At 66.3% G+C, this 22,140-nt stretch carries 22 protein-coding genes and 1 tRNA gene; 12 read left to right on the forward strand and 11 right to left on the reverse strand.

What is annotated here, in order from left to right:
* Window positions 1–45: 45 nt before the first annotated feature.
* From lptB to DWA33_RS03150, 6 genes are all read right to left on the reverse strand, one after another.
* On the reverse strand, window positions 46–1,008 hold the full coding sequence (gene lptB, locus DWA33_RS03130; RefSeq protein WP_114356642.1) for an LPS export ABC transporter ATP-binding protein: 963 nt from the start codon (window positions 1,006–1,008) through the stop codon (window positions 46–48).
* Window positions 1,009–1,011: 3 nt separating this feature from the next.
* A complete protein-coding gene (locus DWA33_RS25080; protein ID WP_167443112.1) occupies window positions 1,012–1,152 on the reverse strand; it encodes a hypothetical protein in 141 nt (46 codons plus the stop codon).
* A 32-nt stretch (window positions 1,153–1,184) separates the two neighbouring features.
* A complete protein-coding gene (locus DWA33_RS03135) occupies window positions 1,185–1,847 on the reverse strand; it encodes an LptA/OstA family protein (protein ID WP_114356643.1) in 663 nt (220 codons plus the stop codon).
* Window positions 1,848–1,855: 8 nt separating this feature from the next.
* Window positions 1,856–2,596 carry an LPS export ABC transporter periplasmic protein LptC gene (gene lptC, locus DWA33_RS03140; RefSeq protein ID WP_114356644.1) on the reverse strand — a complete coding sequence of 247 codons (741 nt, stop codon included), beginning with the start codon at window positions 2,594–2,596 and terminating at the stop codon, window positions 1,856–1,858.
* A gap of 225 nt (window positions 2,597–2,821) precedes the next feature.
* On the reverse strand, window positions 2,822–3,436 hold the full coding sequence (locus tag DWA33_RS03145; protein WP_114356645.1) for a ribonuclease D: 615 nt from the start codon (window positions 3,434–3,436) through the stop codon (window positions 2,822–2,824).
* Window positions 3,437–3,604: 168 nt separating this feature from the next.
* Window positions 3,605–3,689, reverse strand: a tRNA-Leu gene (locus tag DWA33_RS03150).
* 159 nt (window positions 3,690–3,848) lie between these two features.
* Between DWA33_RS03150 and DWA33_RS03155 the strand changes: the two genes are divergently transcribed.
* Window positions 3,849–4,814, forward strand: coding sequence for a complex I NDUFA9 subunit family protein (locus tag DWA33_RS03155; RefSeq protein WP_114356646.1), 966 nt, complete (start codon window positions 3,849–3,851; stop codon window positions 4,812–4,814).
* A 52-nt stretch (window positions 4,815–4,866) separates the two neighbouring features.
* On the opposite strand, the gene DWA33_RS03160 is transcribed toward DWA33_RS03155, so the two are convergent.
* Window positions 4,867–5,673, reverse strand: coding sequence for an undecaprenyl-diphosphate phosphatase (locus tag DWA33_RS03160; RefSeq protein ID WP_114356647.1), 807 nt, complete (start codon window positions 5,671–5,673; stop codon window positions 4,867–4,869).
* 199 nt (window positions 5,674–5,872) lie between these two features.
* Here DWA33_RS03160 and DWA33_RS03165 point away from each other — a divergent pair, with 199 nt between their 5' ends.
* Both DWA33_RS03165 and queG read left to right on the forward strand, forming a co-directional pair.
* Window positions 5,873–6,565, forward strand: a complete 693-nt coding sequence (locus DWA33_RS03165; protein ID WP_114356648.1) for a glutathione S-transferase family protein — start codon at window positions 5,873–5,875, stop codon at window positions 6,563–6,565.
* Window positions 6,514–7,722, forward strand: coding sequence for a tRNA epoxyqueuosine(34) reductase QueG (gene queG, locus DWA33_RS03170; RefSeq protein WP_114356649.1), 1,209 nt, complete (start codon window positions 6,514–6,516; stop codon window positions 7,720–7,722). The genes DWA33_RS03165 and queG overlap by 52 nt, the downstream gene beginning before the upstream one ends.
* 160 nt (window positions 7,723–7,882) lie before the next feature.
* Here queG and DWA33_RS03175 read toward each other — a convergent pair whose 3' ends face one another.
* A complete protein-coding gene (locus DWA33_RS03175) occupies window positions 7,883–8,668 on the reverse strand; it encodes an alpha/beta hydrolase (protein ID WP_114356650.1) in 786 nt (261 codons plus the stop codon).
* Between the two features lie 322 nt (window positions 8,669–8,990).
* Between DWA33_RS03175 and infC the strand changes: the two genes are divergently transcribed.
* The 6 genes from infC to pheT all read left to right on the forward strand — a co-directional run bounded on the left by infC (window position 8,991) and on the right by pheT (window position 14,974).
* Window positions 8,991–9,530 carry a translation initiation factor IF-3 gene (gene infC / locus DWA33_RS03180; RefSeq protein ID WP_114356826.1) on the forward strand — a complete coding sequence of 180 codons (540 nt, stop codon included), beginning with the start codon at window positions 8,991–8,993 and terminating at the stop codon, window positions 9,528–9,530.
* Window positions 9,531–9,842: 312 nt separating this feature from the next.
* A complete protein-coding gene (gene rpmI / locus DWA33_RS03185; RefSeq protein ID WP_013499886.1) occupies window positions 9,843–10,043 on the forward strand; it encodes a 50S ribosomal protein L35 in 201 nt (66 codons plus the stop codon).
* 84 nt (window positions 10,044–10,127) lie between these two features.
* Window positions 10,128–10,487, forward strand: a complete 360-nt coding sequence (gene rplT, locus DWA33_RS03190) for a 50S ribosomal protein L20 (RefSeq protein WP_114356651.1) — start codon at window positions 10,128–10,130, stop codon at window positions 10,485–10,487.
* A gap of 115 nt (window positions 10,488–10,602) precedes the next feature.
* The gene (gene pheS, locus DWA33_RS03195) at window positions 10,603–11,685 is read left to right on the forward strand and encodes a phenylalanine--tRNA ligase subunit alpha (RefSeq protein WP_114356652.1); all 1,083 of its coding nucleotides are present in this window, start codon (window positions 10,603–10,605) and stop codon (window positions 11,683–11,685) included.
* Between the two features lie 228 nt (window positions 11,686–11,913).
* Entirely contained in the window at window positions 11,914–12,417 is a 504-nt protein-coding gene (locus DWA33_RS03200; RefSeq protein WP_114356827.1) for an endonuclease domain-containing protein, read from the forward strand.
* 145 nt (window positions 12,418–12,562) lie between these two features.
* Entirely contained in the window at window positions 12,563–14,974 is a 2,412-nt protein-coding gene (gene pheT, locus DWA33_RS03205; protein ID WP_114356653.1) for a phenylalanine--tRNA ligase subunit beta, read from the forward strand.
* 6 nt (window positions 14,975–14,980) lie between these two features.
* Here the strand turns inward: pheT and DWA33_RS03210 are convergent, their stop codons facing one another.
* A complete protein-coding gene (locus tag DWA33_RS03210; RefSeq protein WP_114356654.1) occupies window positions 14,981–16,438 on the reverse strand; it encodes a flavin monoamine oxidase family protein in 1,458 nt (485 codons plus the stop codon).
* Between the two features lie 348 nt (window positions 16,439–16,786).
* Between DWA33_RS03210 and DWA33_RS03215 the strand changes: the two genes are divergently transcribed.
* Entirely contained in the window at window positions 16,787–17,686 is a 900-nt protein-coding gene (locus DWA33_RS03215) for a YiiX/YebB-like N1pC/P60 family cysteine hydrolase (protein ID WP_114356655.1), read from the forward strand.
* Between the two features lie 8 nt (window positions 17,687–17,694).
* On the opposite strand, the gene DWA33_RS03220 is transcribed toward DWA33_RS03215, so the two are convergent.
* Entirely contained in the window at window positions 17,695–18,267 is a 573-nt protein-coding gene (locus DWA33_RS03220) for a thermonuclease family protein (RefSeq protein WP_114356656.1), read from the reverse strand.
* Between the two features lie 84 nt (window positions 18,268–18,351).
* Window positions 18,352–18,570, reverse strand: a complete 219-nt coding sequence (locus DWA33_RS03225) for a DUF1674 domain-containing protein (protein WP_114356828.1) — start codon at window positions 18,568–18,570, stop codon at window positions 18,352–18,354.
* Window positions 18,571–18,722: 152 nt separating this feature from the next.
* On the opposite strand from DWA33_RS03225, the gene DWA33_RS03230 reads away from it, so the two are divergent.
* Window positions 18,723–20,075, forward strand: coding sequence for an RsmB/NOP family class I SAM-dependent RNA methyltransferase (locus tag DWA33_RS03230; RefSeq protein WP_114356657.1), 1,353 nt, complete (start codon window positions 18,723–18,725; stop codon window positions 20,073–20,075).
* 337 nt (window positions 20,076–20,412) lie between these two features.
* Window positions 20,413–22,128, forward strand: coding sequence for a heparinase II/III family protein (locus tag DWA33_RS03235; protein WP_167443114.1), 1,716 nt, complete (start codon window positions 20,413–20,415; stop codon window positions 22,126–22,128).
* Window positions 22,129–22,140: the final 12 nt, after the last annotated feature.

Here is a 22,140-nt window from a genome sequence, read left to right on the forward strand (position 1 = left end):
GGTAATGGTAATCATGGACCCGCCGGCCCTAAACCGCAACCAGCTTCACAGCCGGAATTCTTCACCAAGGTAAAGCCGGCGCACGTCCGGATCGTTGACGATGTCTTCAGGCGTGCCTTCGGTCAGGATCTCGCCCGCATAGACGATGTAGGCACGGTCGGTGAGGCCGAGGGTTTCGCGGACGTTGTGGTCGGTGATCAGCACGCCGATGCCGCGATTGGTCAGATGCCGCACCAGGTCCTGAATGTCGCCGACCGCGATCGGGTCGATGCCGGCGAACGGCTCGTCGAGCAGCATGTAGTTCGGTCGGCTGGCCAGCGCGCGGGCGATCTCGACGCGGCGGCGTTCACCACCGGACAATGCGATCGAGGGCGATTTGCGCAGGCGCTCGATGTTGAATTCCTGCAGCAAATTATCGAGCTGGGCTTCACGCTTGCGCCTGTCGGGTTCGACCGCTTCCAGCACCGCGCGGATGTTCTGTTCGACGGTGAGGCCGCGGAAGATCGAGGCTTCCTGCGGCAGGTAGCCGATGCCCAGCCGGGCGCGCTGATACATCGGCAGCTTGGTGACGTTGTGGCCGTCGAGCTCGATCGCGCCGCGGTCGGCCTTGATCAGGCCGGTGATCATATAGAACACCGTGGTCTTGCCGGCGCCGTTCGGGCCGAGCAGACCGACCGCTTCGCCGCGGCGGACGTAGATGCTGACACCGCGCACGATCTTGCGGGTGCCGAAGCTCTTCTCGACGCTGTGGACCGCCAGATAATTGGGCGAGGGCGCCTGCTGGTGCGTGGCCGCTTGCCGGGGGGCGGCAGCCGGGCGCCGCGCCGCCGCCGGCTGCCGCTGCTGTGTGGCGTAAGCATCGCTCCGCGTGATCGGGGGGGCATCGCGCACCGGCACGGTCAGCAGATCGCCGACATCGTCGCCGTATCCGGTGATGTCGCTCCCCACGTGTGACGAGCCGGAAGCCTTTGGGCCGCGCCGACGGAACATGCCGCGAAGATCCACCATGCGCTACAGTACCTGCTTCGCGATCCACCCTGCCACCATCGCGTCGGCGGCGCCGCTGCCGGGATCGGGCGCGGACAGCGGACGGCGCACCGAACGGGGCGAGGCTTTGCGGTCGCTGTTACAGCTGTGCAGCATCAGGTTCAACCTGGGCGGTGCTCGATGTCGGCGGGGCGTGATCACTTCGGCTTGCCGGAGCTGGTCGGCGGACCGAGCGGCAGCGGGCCGCCGCCGTTTGCGCCGGACGACTGGAACAGACCCTGGACCCGGCCGGTGTCGGATTCCACCCGCGACACGCCGGTGGTCATATCGACCAGCAGCCGGTCGCCCCGCACCACGTTACGTGCCTGGGTCAGCACCACATTGCCGGTCATCGTCACCAGATTGGTCTTGGTCTCAAACACCGCCCTGTCGCCGGTGACGACCTGATCCTTCTGGGTGACCACGACGTGGCCCTTGGCTTCGAGCCGCCGGATCGACGAGGCGCCGTCCGGGCCGGGGGCCGCTGCTGCCATCGGCTTGCCTTTGGCACCTTTCGCCGGCGCCTGATCCTGATCGTAGAACACCACCAGGCTCTGCGAGGTCATCGTGGTGTCGCCCTGCACCACTTTGACGTTGCCGGTGAAGGTCGCTTCCTTCTTCTTGTCGCGCACTTCCAGAGTGTCGGATTCGATCTGGATCGGCTTGTCGCGGTTCTGCGAGAAGCCCTGCATCGCATTCGGTACGCCCTGCATGGCGCTTTGGGCGACCGCCGGCACGGGGCCGAGCGCCGCCACGGCCAGCGCGGCGCAGGCTGCTGCGAGGCGGCCGCGGCGCGGATGGAAAAAAGCGGCAACGTTCATGGTCGGGCTCACTTCGCGAGGGCGCGCTGGCCGGAGGCGGGAGCCGGCCGCTTGGCCGGGGCGGGGGCTGCAGGCCGAGCGGGCGAGCCTGCGTCCGGATCGACCGGCGAGGCGTTGTCGAGGTTCATCACCACGCCGCCCTCGAACCGGATCAGGTCGCCCTTTTCGGTGATCCGCATCCGCTGGCCGCGCAGCGTGCCGCCCTCCCATTTGACATCGACCGGGGCGTCGGACGTGACCGTGCCCTGGCCCATGTCGACATCGGCCTGAGTCATCCACGCTTCGGTGCCGGTGGAATTGTGCAGATAGACGTCCTTGTTGAGCTTCAGAAGCTGGGCCTTGGTCTGGAACTGCCCCTCCCGCGCCTCGATCACCACGGTGGACTGGTCTTCCGACAGCACCTTGGCGCGCAGCGTATGCAGGTCGACATGGTCCTGGCTGGTCAGATCCTGGGTGGCCGAGCGGGCCCACATTTCATAGGGCCGGCCGTCATCGGTGAAGCCGGCGAGATGCGGCGCTTCCATCGTGATCTTGGTACCGGACACCACCAGGTCGCCGATGTCGAGCGGCAGTTTGGACAGATAACGGAACGGGTTGAAGATCGAGATCGCGACGATCACCGCCATCGACAGCACCACGACCAGCGGGACGGCGACGCGCAGCGTGCGCACCAAGCGGCTGTGACGCGCCGCTGCCGCGAAGCGCGCCTCCATACCGGCCTGATAAGACGACATCTGAATCGCCGTCACCGCTGCTCCCGAGCTGATCTCGTGGTTGTTACGGAGCCGTACGCCCCATCCTCCGGAGCGCCGCTGCCGAGGGCGACCTCCAGTCTGCAGTACATCCTTAATCTTATCTTAATCGCCCCGTCAGGGGAGGGCCACGCCCGGCCCATCAGGCCGAGGAGTATGACCGAAACGCGGCGCGCCGCCCCGGGTGCGGCGTCACGGCCGGCGTCGGCGCGGCTAAACCGTTCACGAATGAGCGAAAATGTCCTCTTCGCTCCAGCCGTCGAGATCCAGCCGGGCGCGCACCGGCAGGAAACCGAAGCAGGCGGTTGCCAGTTCCGTCCGGTTCTCCCGCGCCAGCATCGCGTCGAGCCGGTCGCGCAGCGCATGCAGATGCAGCACGTCAGAGGCGGCGTAAGCGAGCTGGGCGTCGCTCAAGCTGTCGGCGCCCCAATCGCTGGATTGCTGCTGCTTCGACAGATCGATGCCGAGCAGTTCGCGCACCAGATCCTTCAGGCCGTGGCGGTCGGTGTAGGTGCGGGTCAGGCGCGAGGCGATCTTGGTGCAGTACACTGGCTGCGGCATCACGCCGAACGCCTTGTACAGCGCCGCCAGATCGAATCGGGCGAAGTGGAAGATCTTCACCACGGCCGGATCGCCGAGCAGCTTCTTGAGGTTCGGCGCGTCGGTCGCGCCCTGCGGGATCTGCACCACGTCGGCGCTGCCGTCGCCGTTCGACAGTTGCACTACGCACAGCCGGTCGCGATGCGGATGCAGCCCCATCGTCTCGGTGTCGATCGCCACCGAATGCGGATAGCGCGAAAGATCCGGCAGGTCGCCGCGATGCAGGCGGATCGTCATGGTGTCGCAAACCTCGGGCAATGGATCAGGAGGCCTGAGCGCCTCCGAATCGCCACTCAACCTACCGCCCCGATTCGCAGGAGGCGAGGGGCGCCGGCCACCGAGATGGTGGGAGCCGAAAGCGATGGCCTCGAAGCGAGGTCGATGTGAGGAGAAGGGCGTGGGCAATGGTGCCCAGGAGAGGACTCGAACCTCCACGGTGTTACCCACTGGTACCTGAAACCAGCGCGTCTACCAATTCCGCCACCTGGGCCCGGGGCGCTTGATAGGGAGGCGTTACGGAAAAGTCAAATGGCTTCCGCCGGCCAAATCCGCTGTACAGCGGAAGGTTGATGGCGTAACGCGAAAACGCCAAAATGTCCGCGAATTCCCGGACGTCGAAAGACGCTCCCTGCCAGCAGGATCAGCCCGCATGACTTCGAACATCGACACGCTCGTCACGGTTTTCGGTGGCTCCGGCTTCCTCGGCCGGCATGTCGTCAGCGCATTGGCGCGGCGCGACTATCGGATTCGGGTGGCGGTGCGTCGGCCGGAGCTTGCCGGACATCTGCAGCCGCTCGGCCGGGTCGGCCAGATCCACGCCGTGCAGGCGAATCTGCGCTATCCCGAATCGGTCGCGGCGGCGATGCGCGGCGCGCATGTGGCGATCAATCTGGTCGGCATCCTGGCCGAGGGCGGCGCGCAGAAATTCGATTCGGTGCAGGGCAGCGGCGCCGGAGCGGTGGCGCAGGCCGCCGCCGCGGTGGGTGCGCGGATGGTGCATGTCTCGGCGATCGGCGCCGATCCGGATTCGCCGGCCCGCTACGCCCGCAGCAAGGCCGCCGGCGAGCGCGCGGTGCATGAGGCGGTCCCGCAGGCCACGATCTTCCGGCCCTCGGTGGTGTTCGGTCCGGAAGACCAGTTCACCAATCGGTTCGCGTCGCTGGCGCGGATGTCGCCGGTGCTGCCGCTGGTGGGGGCCGACACCAGGTTGCAGCCGGTCTATGTCGGCGACGTCGCGGCCGCGATTGCGGAAGCGGTCGACGGCCAGGCGCAGCCGGGCGTGACCTACGAACTCGGCGGCCCGGAACTGCTGACGATGCGCGAGATCCTCCAGATCATCCTGCAGATCACCGATCGTAAGCGCCTGCTGCTGCCGCTGCCGTTCGGCCTCGCCGGCCTGCAGGCGATGCTGCTGCAATTCGCCCCGGGCGCGTTCAAGCTGACGCCCGATCAGGTCCGGATGCTGCAGGTCGACAATGTGGTGTCGGAGGCCGCCAAATCGGCCGGGCTGACGCTGCAGGGGCTCGGCATCCAGCCGGATTCGTTGCAGGCGATCGCGCCGTCCTATCTGTGGCGATTCCGCAAGACCGGGCAGTTCGCGCGCAAGACCGCTTAGCTACGTCACGTCGATCAAAGTCGGGTCGATCGAATACGGCGGCTGCCGCGATTCACATTCCGAGAGCCAGCGCGATCAGGCCGAGCGTGCCGACGATCACGCGCCACCATGCGAACAGTTCGAAGCCGTGGCGGGTGACGTAGGTGAGGAAGGTCTTCACCACGATGATCGCGGTGATGAACGATACCACGAAACCGATCGCCACGATGGTGAGATTGTCGGCGGTCATGTCGGCGCGGTTCTTGTACAGATCGTACACGAACGCGCCCAGCATCGTCGGAATCGCCAGGAAGAACGAGAATTCGGCCGCCGACCGCTTGTCGGTGCCGAGCAGCATGGCGGCCACGATGCTGGCGCCGGAGCGCGACACGCCGGGGATCATCGCGGTGCACTGCGCGCAGCCGATGTAGAAGTAGGTCAGGAGCGGAAACGCGGTGGCGTCGTGGTAGCGCGGCGTCAGGTCGAGCTGATCGACCCACAGCAGGATCGCGCCGCCGACGATCAGCGAAAAACACACCACCCACGGATTGAACAGGTAGTGCTTGATATAGCCGCCGAACGCCGCGCCGATCAGCGCCGCCGGCAGGAACGCCAGCAGCACGCCGATGACGAAGCGGCGCGCGGCGGGATCGGAGAACATTCCGAGCGCAATCCGCCACAATTTGACGAAATACAGCGCCAGGATCGCCAGGATGGCGCCGAGCTGGATCAGCACCGCGAAGCTCTTCCAGAAATTGCCCTCGCCGAGATTGAAGAACCGCTCCGCCAGCAACAGATGGCCGGTTGAAGACACCGGCAGAAATTCGGTCACACCCTCGACGATGCCGAGAATGACGGCCCTGATGATATCGGTGAGCATGGAATCGTCCGCTGAAAGGGATCGGTCGTCCGCGAGGCGGGACCTTGTCGCCTATTCCCCACGGGGCCGCAACGGCAAAAATCCGTCTTTCGATGCCTTGCCTCGGAGCCTCAGGAGACTAGTTTGGCGGCCTCCCGAAGAGCGTGTTCGACGCGATCCGCCACGGTTTGTTAAGCTCTTCGAAACTATCTAGGACATCATGTACACCCTGTTCCACCACCCGTTCTGTCCGCAGTCGCGGTTCGTTCGCCTTGCGCTCGGAGAACACGGCCTCGATCTGCGGTTGGTGGAGGAGCGGTCCTGGGAGCGGCGAACCGCGTTCCTGGCGCTGAACCCCGCCGGAACCACGCCGGTGCTGGTCGCCGAGGGGCGCCCGGCGATTCCGGGCGTGGGGGTGATCGCCGAATTCCTGGATGAAGTGCACGGTGCCGAACTCGGCGACCGCCGGCTGTTGCCGCAATCCACCGCCGAGCGGATCGAGGTGCGGCGGCTGCTGTCGTGGTTCAACGACAAATTCTTCGAAGAAGCTTCCGGCCCGCTGATGACCGAGCGCATCTACAAGCGCTTCATGAGCGAGGAGGACGGTGGCGGCCCGCCTGCGATGGACGTGATCCGCGCCGCCAACGCCAATGTACGCTATCATCTCGCCTACATCGGCTGGCTGGCGCGAACCCGGAACTTTCTCGCCGGCGATCGCATGACCTATGCGGATCTCGCCGCCGCGGCGCATCTGTCGGCGATCGATTATCTGGGCGACGTGCCATGGATCGAGGACGAGGCGGCAAAAGCCTGGTACGCGCGAATCAAGTCGCGGCCGTCGTTCCGGCCGCTGCTGAGCGAATGGCTGGCTGGCGTGCCGGCGTCCCGCACCTACGTGGATCTGGATTTCTGAGCGCCGCCGCGGGGCAGCCCGCACCGCGGGGCGATGGCGAGGCCTTGAAGGCGCAGTTGGCCGACCAGGCACGCGCGCTCGGGTTCGATGCGTTCGGGATCTGCGCCCCCGATTCCATCCCGGAAGCGCCGGCCCGGCTGCGCGCCTTTCTCGACGCCGGCTACCACGGCGACATGGCCTGGCTCGCCGATCGTCCCGAGCGTCGCTCCGATCCGCGGGTGATGTGGAGTGAGGTTCGAAGCGTCATCCTGCTCGGCTTCAATTACGGCCCGGACGTCGATCCCCGCACCGTTCTGGCGCGAAAGGATCGTGGTGCAATCTCGGTGTATGCGCAGGGCGACGACTATCACGACGTCATCAAGGCCAGGCTGAAGCTGTTCGGCCGCTGGCTGGTCGCCACGGCCGGCGGCGACGTGAAGGTGTTCATCGACACCGCGGCGGTGATGGAGAAGCCGCTGGCACAGGCTGCTGGGCTCGGCTGGCAGGGCCGGCACACCAATCTGGTGTCGACCAGCCGCGGCTCCTGGATGTTTCTGGGCGCGGTGTTCACCACGCTCGATCTGCCGCGCGACGCGTCCGAGCGCGATCACTGCGGCTCGTGCCGCGCCTGCCTCGACGCCTGCCCGACAGCCGCGTTTCCGGCGCCGTACCAGCTCGATGCCCGGCGCTGCATTTCGTATCTGACGATCGAGCATAAGGGCGCGATTCCGCATGAGTTCCGGCCGCGTCTCGGCAACCGGATCTATGGCTGCGACGATTGCCTCGCCGCCTGTCCATGGAACAAGTTCGCCCAGGCGGGGCGCGAGGCAAAGCTCGCCGCCCGGCAGGGGCTGCGGGCGCCGGAACTCGGCGAACTGGTCCGGCTCGACGATCCGTCGTTCCGTGCGCTGTTCACCAAGTCGCCGGTGAAGCGCGTCGGCCGTGATCGCTTCATCCGCAACGTGCTGATCGCGATCGGTAATTCGGGTGACGTCGAACTGGCCGTGGAGGCCGAGCGGCTGCTCGCCGATCCAAGTGCCACGATCCGCGGCGCTGCGGCCTGGGCGCTGGCACAGCTGCTGCCGCCGGAACGCTTCGCGGCCCTGAAGGCGTCGCATCTTGCCGGCGAGCCACATCAGGGCGTGCGGGCGGAGTGGGGCGGCGTGGCTGCTGAGTAGGGCGCTACCCCCAATCAATCGTCATCCCTCGCGAAGGCGAGGGATCCAGTGTCCAGGGTGTTAACGTCCCTGAATCGCACTGGAATACCGTCATCGCCCGCATTTGCGGGCGATGACGGTAAGAAGAATTGGTGGACGGACTTCAAACGCATCGCCCTCGTCAGCCCAACTCCTCGACCGCCGCCAGCATCCGGGCGATGTCCTGCGGGCGGCTGAGGCGGTGGTCGCCGTCCTGGATCATGGTCAGGACCACGTCCTCGGTCGGCAACCGCTCGGCCAACGCGAAGGCGTGACGCCATGGCACGTCTTCATCCTGTCTGCCCTGCAGGATGCGCACCGGGCAGCCGACCTCGGTCATGCCGCCGAGCACCAGGTGATTGCGGCCGTCGTCGATCAGCGCCTTGGTGATCGGGTATGGCTCGCCGTACTCCGACGGGCGGTACCAGACGCCCTTGGTCTCGATCTCGGCGCGGATCTCCGGTGAAAATCCCTTCCACATCAGCGCTTCGGTAAAATCCGGCGCAGGCGCGATCAGCACCAGGCCGGCCAGGCTGGCGGCCGACTCGCCGCCGCGGCGGCGCAGCGCGCGCGCCAGCAGCAGCGCCATCCAGCCGCCCATCGACGACCCGACCACGATCTGCGGACCGCGGCAGAGCGCGTCGAACACCGCCAGGCTCTCTTCCAGCCAGCGGCCGATCGTGCCCTCGGCGAAGCTGCCGGAGGATTCGCCATGGCCGGAATAATCGAACCGGACGCAGGCTCGCCCGCGGGCCTCGGCCCATTGGTCGAGCGCGGTCGCCTTGGTGCCGGTCATGTCCGAATTGAAGCCGCCGAGCCAGAACAGGCCGGGGGAGGCGCCCGGCCGTGGCCGGACCGCGATCCGCCGCGCCGTGGGGCCCTCGCCGACGGTGATGAAGTCGGGCGCTGTGTCGGATGAATTTGTCATGGATCAACAACCTCGCTGCCGGGTTGGTTTGCAGTACGCGTCGAGGTGCCGTCAATGCCGGGCGCCTCTCGTAACGTAGCGTGGTAAGAAGGGGCGCGCGGCGAAGTGTCCGATTTCGGTTATGCCGAAGTCGGCTTGCCGGCCGGCGGTTCTTCCGCCACACTGCGTGCGGATCAGAGGGGCATTGGCCCGGTGTCGACGCGCAGGATGGTTTTGCGTCCGGTCGCGCTTCGACCTATATGAAGCATGAGATCCGACCAGCAGCCGTTCTGCCTCGATCCCATTGTTCGCCGTCAACGTTCACAAGTGTGGAGAAGCACCCATTCGCCGTCCCAACAGAGCGCCGCCCCCCGTAGCCAAGGACGGGCCGCGCACCAACGATGAAATCCGCAATTTCGAGATCCAACTGATTGACCAGACCGGTGTGAACCAGGGCAAGGTCGAGACCATCGTCGCGATCAAAATGGCGATGGATGCAGGCATGGACCTCGTCGAGATTTCGCCGACCTCGTCGCCGCCGGTCTGTAAGATCATGGACTACGGCAAGTACAAGTATTCGGCGCAGAAGAAGGCCGCCGAGGCGCGCAAAAAGCAGAAGATCGTCGAGATCAAGGAGATCAAGCTCCGCCCGATGATCGACGACCACGATTACAACGTAAAGATGAAGGCGATGCAGCGCTTCTTCGAAGAAGGCGACAAGGTCAAGATTACCTTGCGCTATCGGGGACGCGAAATGGCTCACCAGGAGATCGGCACAAAGCTGCTCGAAAAGGTGAAGAACGACGTCGCCGAAATCGCCAAGGTCGAGCAGGACGCCCGCTTCGAAGGCCGGCAGGTCGTGATGGTGCTGGCACCGCGCTGACGCGGGTCGAGTTTCGATTTCAGAACGAACAAGGCCCGCCAGCCGATCTGACGGGCCTTTTTCTTTGACCGGCTTCTTTGGCCGGCGCGTGGCGTCACCGGACAGCGCTGCGCCTTACACATTGCCAACCGGCCTCCGCTCTGCCATAAGCGCAGCCTTCATCGCCCGGCTGATCAAGGGCTGCCGTGGCGATGGCCCTGCCGACTTGCCTCGATTTTGAGAATGGTCGTGCAATTTCAACGCTCTAACGAGCATGTCCGCCGCCGCAGAGCGCCCCCGGGGCGCTTTTCGCGCGTGGCAAAGGAGAGCCAAATGCCCAAGTTGAAGACCAAATCGGGCGCCAAAAAGCGCTTCAAAGTCACCGCCACCGGCAAGGTGGTGTCCGCCCAGCGCGGCAAGCGCCACGGCATGATCAAGCGCACCAAGAAGCAGATCCGTCAGCTTCGCGGCACCCGCGTGATCTTCAAGACCGATGGCGACAACATCAAGAAGTACTTCTTGCCGAACGCCTGACCGTTCACGCTGCGCATTTGCGCGGCAGCCTCATCGGGCCGCATCGCGGCCGTCCAAACCAAATTCAGATGAAGGAGATCAGTCATGGCTCGCGTCAAACGCGGTGTGACGGCTCACGCCAAGCATAAGAAGGTCTACAAGCTCGCCAAGGGCTATCGCGGTCGTCGCAAGAATACGATCCGCACCGCCAAGGCTGCGGTCGACAAGGCCGGCCAGTACGCGTTCCGGGATCGCAAGCGCAAGAAGCGGACGTTCCGCGCGCTGTGGATCCAGCGCCTCAATGCCGCGGTGCGCCCGCTCGGCATGACCTACAGCGTGTTCATCAACGGCCTCGCCAAGTCCGGCATCGTCGTCGACCGCAAGGTGCTGTCCGACCTCGCGATCAACGAACCGGCGGCGTTTCAGGCGATCGCCGAGAAGGCCAAGGCTGCGCTCGCAGCCTAAAGGCCCGCCACCGGGTTGATCGTCATCGCCGGACTTGATCCGGCGATCCATCTTTCAAGCGCGATGGATGCCCGGGTCACGCCCGGGCATGACTACATTGGGGAGTGGCTTCGCCATGTCGAACCTTCAAGACCTCCAATCCCAGATCCTCGCCGACATCGCCGCGGCGGTTGATGAAGCCGCGCTGGAAGCGGTCCGTGTCGGGGCGCTCGGCAAGAAGGGCTCGATCTCGGCACTGCTCGCCACCCTCGGCAAGATGGACCCGGAGCGGCGCAAGACCGAAGGCGCCGCGATCAATCGCGCCAAAGAGGCGGTGACCGAGGCACTGGCCGCCCGCCGCGACGTGCTGAAGGCGGCGGCGCTCGACGCCAAGCTGGCCGCCGAAACCATCGACGTCACCTTGCCGATGCGCGAGCCGCTCGCCGAGCAGGGCCGGCTGCATCCGCTCAGCCAGGTGTGGGACGAGCTTACCGCGATCTTCGCCGACATGGGCTTCTCGATCGCCGAAGGTCCGGACATCGAGACCGACGACTACAACTTCACTAAACTGAACTTCCCCGAAGGCCACCCGGCCCGGGAGATGCACGACACCTTCTATTTCAACCCGAAGGAAGACGGCTCGCGCCTTCTGCTCCGCACTCACACCTCGCCGGTGCAGGTGCGGACGATGCTCAGTAAGCGGCCGCCGATCCGGGTGATCTGTCCGGGGCGCACCTATCGCAGCGACTCGGACCAGACCCACACGCCGATGTTTCATCAGGTCGAAGGGCTGGTGATCGACAAGGGCAGCCATCTCGGCCACCTGAAGTGGATCCTGCACGAGTTCTGCAAGGCGTTCTTCGAGGTCGACAACGTCAACATGCGGTTCCGTCCGTCGTTCTTCCCGTTCACCGAGCCGTCACTGGAAGTCGATATCCAGTGCCGCCGCGGCAAGGACGAGATCCGGTTCGGCGAAGGCGAGGACTGGCTGGAGATTCTCGGCTGCGGCATGGTGCACCCCAACGTGCTCACCGCCTGCGGTCTCGATCCCAACGAGTATCAGGGCTTCGCCTGGGGCATGGGCATCGACCGCATCGCGATGCTGAAATACGGCATGAGCGATCTGCGGCAGTTGTTCGAAGCCGACGTGCGCTGGCTCAATCACTACGGCTTCAAGCCGCTCGACATCCCGACGCTGGCGGGCGGATTGAGCTCGTGAATGTTGCGCGCCGTGCTTTGAGCAAGTGCCCTCACCCCAGCCCTCTCCCGCAAGCGGGAGAGGGGGCAGGCTGCGGCTTACGGAAGCTCATTGCCTGAACGCGGGCGTCAGTAATTGAGATGATAAGTTTTTGAGATGATTGACGACCTCGCAACGCCGCACGGCGAACTCCCTCTCCCGCTTGCGGGAGAGGGTTGGGGTGAGGGCGACACGGGCACGGAGCTTGCGATGGACGATCCGAAGCAGCCGACTCCGAAACCGAGCTGGAACGCCTCCCCGAGCCAGCACCGCCATGCGCGCGAGCTGCGAAAGAAGTCGACCGACGTCGAACGACTGATGTGGGCGGCGCTGCGCGACAAGCAGCTCAATGGCTTCTCGTTCAAGCGGCAGGTGCCGATCGGGCCGTATATCGCGGACTTCGCCTGCCACTCGGTGAAGCTCGTCGTCGAGCTCGATGGTGGTCAGCATTTTTCGGATGACGGTGAACGCGCCGATGCGGCCCGCACGGCGGCGATCGAGGCCCGCGGGTTTCGGGTGATCCGCTTCAACAATGCCGAGGTGATGAGCAATCGGGCCGGGGTGCTGCAGAGCATTGCAGATGTGCTTGCGGCAAGGGCCCCCACCCCAACCCTCTCCCGCAAGCGGGAGAGGGGGCTCGCCGATCGCGGGGATAAGCAGCGGCCTGCACCGAACGATACAACGCAGCGCTCGGCAACGGACGATGCGGACTAACGACATGGCCCGCAGCCCCTCCACCCAGCGCAGCGCGCTCCCTCTCCCGCTTGCGGGAGAGGGCTGGGGTGAGGGCGCCGCGGGCACCGTTTCGACTATTCAGCACGGCGCATCTTTCCGCGCTGCAAGACGGAAGTAACAACCGATGAAGCTCACCCTCTCCTGGCTGAAGGATCATCTCGACACCGACGAGCCGCTCGATGTGCTCGCCGACAAGCTCACCATGATCGGGCTCGAGGTCGAGGGCATCGAGGACAAGGCCAAGGCTCTGGCGCCGTTCACCATCGCCAAGGTGCTGACTGCGGAGAAGCATCCCAACGCCGACAAGCTGCAGGTCTGCACCGTCGACACCGGTGACGGCGGCGCGCCGGTGCAGGTGGTGTGCGGTGCGCCGAACGCGCGCGCCGGTCTCGTCACCGTGTTCGCGGCGCCGGGCACCTACATCCCGGCGAAGGATTTCACGCTCGGTATCGGCACTATTCGCGGCGTCGAGAGCCGCGGCATGTTGTGCTCGGCCGCCGAATTGCAGATCTCCGACGACCACGACGGCATCATCGAGTTGCCGGCCGATGCGCCGGTCGGCGCCGCCTATGCGGCCTGGGCCGGGCTCGGCGATCCGGTGCTGGACATCAACCTGACGCCGAACCGGCAGGACTGCGCCGGCGTGCACGGCATCGCGCGCGATCTCGCCGCCGCCGACATGGGCAAGTTCAAGGATCCCGCCATCAAGCCGGTCAAGGGCGAATTCCCGTGCCCGGTCAGCGTCACCGTCGAAGACAGCAAGCTGTGCCCCGGCTTCGCGCTGCGGCTGGTGAAGGGCGTCAAGAACGGCCCGTCGCCGGAATGGCTGCAGAAGCGTCTGACCGCGATCGGCCTGCGCCCGATCAACGCGCTGGTCGACATCACCAACTACCTGACGTTCGATCGTTCGCGACCGCTCCATGTGTTCGACGCCGCCAAGGTGAAGGGCAATCTGGTGGTGCGCCGCGCTCACGATGGCGAGACGCTGCTGGCGCTCGACGGCCGCACCTACACGCTGGATTCGTCGGTCTGCGTGATCGCGGACGATCACGGTGTCGAATCGCTCGCCGGCATCATGGGCGGCGAGTTGTCCGGCTGCTCGTCCGAGACCACCGACGTGCTGATCGAATCGGCGCTGTGGAACGAAATCAATATCGCCCAGTCCGGCCGCAAGCTCGGCATCAACACCGATGCGCGTTATCGCTTCGAGCGCGGCGTCGATCCGGCCTTCATGCTGCCGGGGCTCGAACTGGCCACCAAGCTGGTGATGGAGTTCTGCGGCGGAACGCCGTCGGACGTGGTCGTGGTCGGCAGCGCCTTCGGTGAAGACAAGATCATCGACTTCCCGCTCGCCGAGGTGAAGCGCCTCGCCGGCATCGAAGTGCCGCTGGTCGAGATTCGTCGCATCCTGACCCGCCTCGGTTTCGTCGTCGCCGGCCAGGGGCCGGTGGTGAAGGTCGCGGTGCCGTCGTGGCGCAGCGACGTTCACGGCAAGGCCGATATCGTCGAGGAAGTCGTCCGGATCGTCGGCGTCGACAAGGTGCCGCTGACGCCGTTCGAGCGTGGCGATGACCCGCGCAAGCCGGTGCTCACCCAGATCCAGAACCGCACCCGCCGCGCCAAGCGCGCGCTGGCGGCGCGCGGCCTGACCGAGGCGGTGACCTGGTCGTTCATTTCCAAGCCGTTCGCCGAAGCGTTCGGTGGTGGTCAGCCGGAGCTGGCGCTCGCCAATCCGATCGCATCGGATCTGTCCGACATGCGGCCGAGCCTGTTGCCCGGCCTGATCGCTGCCGCGCAGGCCAACGCCGATCGTGGCTCGCCGGATCTGGCGCTGTTCGAGGTCGGGCAGGTGTTCAAGGGCGACCAGCCGCAGGACCAGTTCATGGCCGCCAGCGGTGTCCGCCGCGGCGTCGCATCTTCGGCCGGCCTCGGACGTCATTGGTCGGGCTCGGCGCAGGCGACCGCGCTCGACGCCAAGGCCGACGCGTTCGCGGTGCTGGCCGCGGCCGGCGCGCCGATGGCGGGGCTGCAGATCGCCACCAACAAGCTGCCGGCCTGGCTGCATCCGGGGCGATCCGGCGCGATCCAGATCGGGCCGCAGAACGTGCTCGGCTGGTTCGGCGAATTACATCCGCGGGTGCTCGAACAGCTCGGTGCCGACGGTCCGCTGGTGGCGTTCGAAGTGATCCTGGAGAAGATCCCCGATCCGAAACAGCGCCCGACCCGCGCCAAGCCGGCGCTGGAATTGTCCGCGTTCCATCCGGTGTCGCGCGACTTCGCCTTCATCGTCGAGCGCAAGGTCGCGGTCGCCGATATCGTCCGTGCCGCGCAGGGCGTCGACAAGAAGCTGATCACCTCGGTGGGCGTGTTCGACGTCTATGAAGGCAAGGGCATCGATCCCGACAAGAAGTCGGTGGCGATCGCCGTGACGCTGCAGCCGCGCGACAAGACCATGACGGATCAGGAGATCGACGCGGTCGCCGCCAAGGTCGTGGCGGAAGTCACCAAGAAGACCGGCGGCAGCTTGCGCGGCTGAGCCGGTTCAGCGCCACCACGACGGAGTGCCGCTCGCCGGTGCCGGCGGGCGCTGTTCGCGCGGTCGCTGCGGCTGGCGCCGCGGCTTCTGCTTTCGCACCGGCTTCTCTGGCGCCGGCGCTTTGACAGGGCCGATCTTCTTCAGCGCGGCTTCGGCAGCCTGTTCACCGGACTCCCAGGCGCCTTGCACCGTGCCGAACAGCGTTTCGTGCGTCGCTTCACCGGCAAAGAACAGATTGCCGAGCGGCTCGCCGAGGACCTTGCGCGAGGGCTGGCCGCCGGGCTCCGCCGCCGACATTGCGCCGAGCACGTAAGGCATCTCGTTCCAGCGCGTCGCCGCCTTGCGCTCGACCGCATTGGCGATGTCGCTGCCGAACAGCTTGCCGAGCCACTCGACGGCGAAATCCTGCATCGCCGCTTCGCCCTGTGCGGCGAGCTGGCGTCCGAACGAGCCGGCGACGTCGACGGTACACAGCGAGGTGCCGCCGACATTGCCCACCAGCGTCGCGGTGCGGATGTCGTCGGCGCGTTCGATGATGGTCTCGTCGCGCGACAGCCCGAGCGGGTTGCCCTTGAACTGCAGCGCGATGCGGTCGGCGCTGCCGAGGCTCAGCCGCGCGGCGGCGTCGAGCTGCCGCTTCGGCAAGTCGGGGGAGAACGCCAGATTGCCCGAGGTCAGCACGCTGGTCGAAGCGGTGACGATGATCGCGCGCGCAGCGATCCGGCCCGCAGCCGTTTCCACCGCGAGGTCGCGACCGCTCCACACGATCCGTTTTACCGGGGTCGACAGCGCGACCGGCAGCGAAGCCGCGAGTTGGGTCAGCAAGCTGCCGACGCCTTGGGGGCAGCCGATCAGCGCGGTGCGGTCCAGCGTCCGCACCGCGTCCATCGCCGACAAGGCGCGAAGATCCTTGCTCGTTGCCGCTGGGCCGAGCACGTAATTGATGGTCGCCGCCCAATCGCCGAGGTCGTTCGGGAGCGCTGCGGCGCAGGAGATGTCGGTCTTGCCGCGCGACGCCTCCACGATCGCGCGGCTGGCGCGGACAAATGTGGCGAGGAAATCTTCGGTCTCGCGTGAGCGGGCGTTGCGGCGGCCGATCCGGATCTTCTGACCCGGCGATACCGGTGTCACCGCGAAGCCGGAGCTGCGGGCCAGCCGGACCAGCGGGTTGCTGTCGGGATTGTGCAGCCAGCGCGCGCCGCGGTCGAACGGGGCTGCGAAGCTGGTGGTATCGGTCACGCAGCGGCCGCCGATCTCCGAAGCAGCCTCGACCACGATCACCTTGCGGCCGGCCGCCACGATCCGCCGTGCCGCGGCGATCCCGGCGGCGCCGGCGCCGACCACAACGATCTCCGCCTCGCGTGGCAAAGCGGCGTTCGCCCGGCCCGCCAGAGTCGGCAGCAAAGCAAGGCCGGCAGTGGCGCCGAGCAGCCCCTCGAGCAGGCTGCGTCGCGAAATCGTCATGGCATGGTTTCCGAAAACTTGAAGGCGGCTGGCACGGTCGACTCGTGCAACCCACAGCGGCCGGCGCGGCGGGTGTCCCGAGAGGCGACGGCAAGGTGACGCGCGACTGTGACCAATGTCTTGAACTCCGTCGCGTTTAGCGTCGTGCGCCGACTGCTTCGATGGTGCCGCACGGCGCAGTCGACCGAGCCAACTTGCCGGAATCGCTCCCGCCCGGCAACCGTTCGTGGTGAACGATGCGTAGCCTTGCGAGGAACCAGATGAACTAAACTGCAACGGCTTTGCTCGACGATCGTCGACGACTGCGATGTGACGATGTCGCAGCAGTGACCCCGCAGGAGCGCAGCAATGGGCGTGGTGCTCAAGACCATCGGCAAGTTGATCGCCAGCTACTTGCAGAAGGAAGAGCCGGGCTACGAGCCGTTCACGCCCAGCGATCCCGATCATCTGCGCACCATCATGCAGCCCGGCGACGTCCTTCTGGTCGAGGGCAACAGCCGGATCGCCGGCATCATCAAGTATCTGACGCAATCGACCTGGTCGCATGCGGCGCTGTATGTCGGGCCGATCGACGGCGTGGCGGAGCCTGATGGCGAGCCGCACGTCCTGGTCGAGGCCAATATCGGCGAGGGCGTCAGTTCGTCGCCGCTGTCACGGCATCTCGCCTATCACACAAGGGTGTGTCGCCCGGTCGGTCTGTCTTACGAGGATCGCCACACGGTCTGCCGCTACGCGATCAACCGGATCGGCTTCGGCTACGACACCAAGAACATCATCGACCTGATGCGCTATCTGGTGCCGCTTCCTTTGCCGCAGCGCTGGCGACGCCGCATGATCGCGCTCGGCTCCGGCGATCCGACCAAGATCATCTGTTCGGCGCTGATCGCCCAGGCGTTCGAGGCGGTGCGCTATCCGATCCTGCCGAAGATCACCAAAGCCGGCAGCCGAGCCGCGCGCCGCGAGATCCTCCAAATCCGGCATTCGTCGCTGTACATGCCGCGCGATTTCGATATCTCGCCCTATTTCGAGGTGGTGAAGCCGACCATCGTCAACGGTTTTGACTACACGGCCTTGCATTGGGCCGACAAACCCAGGCTCGTCCCGGACGGCGATGGGCCGTTCAGGGGCTTTGCCGACGAACTTGAACCGGCCGCTTCGATCGCCGCACCTTCGGTCGCGCCGGAGCCGGCCGAAGCCGAGGCTCTGTGCGAGGGCGGGACGGCGCCGAAGCTCGACGCTGTCGCCTGACGCGGTGCTCAACGCACCTCACACCAGCCGTATCGATGAGCGCCGCCATAGGCGCGGGCGTAGCCGCCGTCCAGCAACGCGCTCGACACATTGGCTGTGCGGCGAGTCGCCACGTCGGCGACGACGCGGCCCTGATACTTGTCGGGGCCGATGTTGTAGATCGCAACCTCGCCCTCGGCGAGCAGCCGGCGCAGCGCCTCGGCAGCTGCTTCGGCCATCCGTAGTTCCCGGGCGCATTGCGCCTTCAGCTCCGGCGCATCGATGCCACGCAGCCGCACCCGCGTGCGCAGCTCCGCCCCGGGCCACAGATGCACCATGGCATCGAAGGTGTCGCCGTCGATCGTGTACAGCACGTCGACTGCATGCCGGGTGGTCGGATTGCCGGCGCGCCGCCACACCGTCTCGCTGTCATTGTCGACAGACTCTGATTCGAACGGCTTCATCCAGGGCAGATGCAGCCAATGCCGTGCTGGTAGCATGGTACCGGCCGCTACGCCGAGCACGAATACCCATGGCCACAGCCGCCTGCGCCAGGGCAGTCGCGAAATCCGGACCGGGTTCGTTCTCGGGTATGGGGACATATTCCTACTGTAGCCCGAGTCGGCCATCGCCGCAATACTCGGGCACAATCAACGGTTGCGCTCCGCCTCTCCGCTCGGCATAGCCTAAAAATCCGAGGCGATGCCTTTGACTTCCCAATCGCCGTAGCGGGTCGGCTCCGGGCCTTTCGGCCCCTGAAACTCCTTGGCGCGCGCTTCGGCGTGGCGTGCGGCTTCGACGCGGCGGGCTTCGGCTTCAGCGAGAGCGCGCTTGGCCGCTTCGGGGAGGTCCTTGTTGGGCGCGGCGACATCCGTCGTGGCGGATTTCGGATCGGGATTTTTCATCGGCGGACGCCTTTCTTCATCGCGCGGGGCGCAGACCATCACCGGCAGGTGCGACGGCGATTCTTATATTTGGCATATTCGAATGCCATCCACGGCAGACCAGCGCGCGGCCTCGCGCGGCGTCTATCCTCCTGCTGTGATACCCTCAATCCATGCCTGCTCCAAGATTCGCCCAAGCTTCCGAGGTGCCCGGCCTCGCTGCACGCCGCATTGCCGCGGATATTCTGGACGGGGTGCTGCAGAAGCGCCGCATGCTCGACGACCAGCTCGAAGGTCCGTCCGCACATCCGGGACTGAAGGCGCTGTCGGATCGCGACCGCGCACTGATGCGCCGGCTGGTTGCGACCATCCTGCGCCGGCTCGGCACGTTGGAAGGTCTGCTGGCGAGGCTGCTCGATCGAGGTGTGCCGACCGATGCGCCGCGCGCCAAGAGCGCGCTCTTGATCGGGGCCGCGCAAATTCTCTGGATGGACGTGCCGGATCACGCCGCAGTCGACCTATCGGTGCGGCTGGTCCAGTCCGACCGCCGCGCAGCCAAATATGCCGGCCTCGTCAACGCTGTGCTGCGGCGCTGCGCGCGTGAAGGCCAGCCGCTGGTCGAGGAACTGTCGGGCGGCACGCCCGACGTGCCGCAATGGCTGCTGGCACGCTGGAGTGCGCACTACGGAGCTGAAACCGCGCACGCGATTGCGCAGGCGATCAGCCACGAACCGTCACTCGACCTGACGGTCAAATCCGACCCGGCGCATTGGGCCGCGCGACTGCATGGCGAAGTGCTGCCGACCGGCACCGTGCGCACCTTGCTGCAGGGCTCGGTGAGGATGCTGCCGGGTTTCGCCGAAGGCGAATGGTGGGTGCAGGATGCCGCTGCCGCATTGCCGGTGCGGCTGTTCGGCGATCTTGAGGGCAAAGCCGTTGCCGATCTTTGTGCCGCCCCGGGCGGCAAGACTGCGCAGCTCGTGTCGGCAGGTGCGCGGGTGAGTGCGATCGATCGTTCGCCGGCGCGCGTTGCGAGGTTGCGTGAAAATCTCGCGCGGCTGTCGCTCGAGGCCGAAACCGGCGTCGCGGACGCGGCCGAATGGCGAGGCGATGCGATCACCGAGTTCGACGCGGTGCTGATCGACGCGCCCTGCGCCTCGACCGGCACGATCCGCCGCCATCCCGACGTCGCCTGGCTGAAGCAGGAGAGCGATATCGGCGCGCTCGCCGCGGTCCAGCACCGGTTGCTGACGAAAGCGGTGTCGCTGCTGCGACCCGGCGGTACGCTAGTATATTGCACCTGTTCGCTGGAGCCCGAGGAGGGTGAGCAGGCGATTGTCTCGCTGCTCGATGCCGAGCCATCGATGCGCCGTCAGCCGATCAATCCGGCGGAAGTCGCCGGACTCTCCGAGATCGTCACCCCCGATGGCGCGCTGCGGACCCTGCCGTGCCACCTCCCGCATGCCGATCCGCGGCTCGCAGGGCTCGACGGCTTTTACGCCGCACGGCTCGTGAAGTCGTTGTAATTTCTCAAGTTTGACGGCTGTCGGGAAGTGGCGCGGCAGCGGCCGTCCACATTCGCCTATCGCCAGGGTGTGTGGAGCCCAAATCCAGATTAAAAGGATTCGCAACGAATTTTCGTTAACTTGAGGTTGGTTTGGTTCCGAACATTCCTTCGTCTCCGCTGCGCGCATGTCTGCAGAGCCGTTTCAGTCGAAGCTGTACCGGACTGGACGATTGTCCGACGTCTTGCGCGACCTGACGTCGGCCGTCCGCAGGGGGCAGCAACGTGATGCGTACCAACGATCCGGGGCTCTAGCGCAGGTGTCCGCCGCGCCCCGCAGACGGATTTCGACGCTGATCATGGGCCGCTTCGCGCGGACCGTGATGGCGCGCGCCTCCAGCGGTTCGGTGGCGATGACCCGGCTGTGGCCCGGCCGCACCGACCGGCTGATCATTGCGCCGCACGATCTGCGCACTGCGGACGCGACCCGCGCTGCCGAGATCTATGCCGGCCGCTTCGTATTCGCCGGCAAGATCGTCACCTGCCACGGCCGCTCGATCTTCGACCTCGAACCGCCTTCCGACGATTGGGAAGCGGCACTGCTCGGCTTCGGCTGGCTGCGCCATCTGCGCGCCGCCGACACCGCGATTACCCGCGCCAACGCCCGCTCGCTGGTCGACGACTGGCTCAGCAATATGTCGCGCACCGGCCCGGTCGGACGGCGGCCGGACGTTTTGGCGCGGCGGGTGATCTCGCTGCTGTCGCAAGCGCCGCTGGTGCTGTCCGACACCGATGGCAAGTTCTATCGGCGCTACCTGCGCGGACTGACCCGCGAAATCCGCGCGCTGCGCTACGCACTGCTCGATGTGCAGGACGGCGTGCCGCGGCTGCAGGTGCTGATCGCGCTGTGCTACGCGTCGCTGTGCCTCGCCAATCAGGCGCGTCAGATCCGCGGCGCGACCAAGAAGCTGTCGGACGAGCTGCAGCGCCAGATCCTCCCGGACGGCGGCCACATCTCGCGCAATCCGGGCGCGCTGATCGAATTGTTGATCGACCTGTTGCCGCTGCGCCAGACCTTCGCGGCCCGCAACATCGCGCCGCCGCCGGCGCTGCTGAACGCGATCGACCGGATGATGCCGATGTTGCGGTTCTTCCGCCACGGCGACGGCAATTTCGCGCTGTTTAACGGCATGAGCGCGACGCCGTCCGATCTGCTCGCGACGCTGCTCGCCTATGACGACAGCCAGGGCACGCCGCTCGCCAGCATGCCGCATTCCGGCTACCAGCGGATCGACGCCGGCACGACGCTGGTGATCGTCGATGCCGGCGCGCCGCCGCCCGCCAATGTCAGCCAGGAGGCGCATGCCGGCTGCCTGTCGTTCGAATTGTCGTCGGGCCCGTGCCGGATCGTGATCAACAGCGGCATGCCGACCACCAATCGCGAGAGCTGGCGCGGGTTTGCCCGTTCGACCGTGGCGCATTCCACCGTCACCTGCCACGACACCTCATCCTGCAGTTTCGTCGAGCGCTCGGCGATGAAGCGCTTTCTGCACGGCGCGCCGGTGGTCGGCGGTCCGCGCCAGGTCGAAAACCGCCGCGAAGACGTCGCCGGCGGCGTGCTGCTGACGACGTCTCACGACGGCTACCGCGACAAATTCGGCGTGCTGCATCGGCGCGTCCTGATGGTGAAGCATGACGGCAGCCGGGTCGACGGTGAGGACAGTCTGTCCCCGGTGCAGGGCGGTCGCCACCGCGCCGCGCAGGCCGATTATGCCGTACGCTTCCATCTGCACCCGCTGGTCAAGGCCAGTCGTCTGCACGATGCGCGCGGCGTGATGCTGGTGCTGCCCAACCGCGAAGTTTGGACCTTCGAGGCGGCCGACGACAAGGTCGATCTCGAAGAGACCGTGTTCCTGGCCGGCAATGACGGGCCGCGGCGCTCGACCCAGATCGTGATCCGCCAGAATTCGATCGAGGCGCCAAACCTGCGCTGGAGCCTGATCCGCTCCAATGCCTCGCCGCAGGCGACCAGCGCCCGTCGCGCCGCCCGCCACGAGCCCGAACTGCCGCTCTGAAGCGCGTTCCTT

This window comes from Rhodopseudomonas pentothenatexigens, assembly GCF_900218015.1.
Taxonomy (GTDB): domain Bacteria; phylum Pseudomonadota; class Alphaproteobacteria; order Rhizobiales; family Xanthobacteraceae; genus Rhodopseudomonas; species Rhodopseudomonas pentothenatexigens.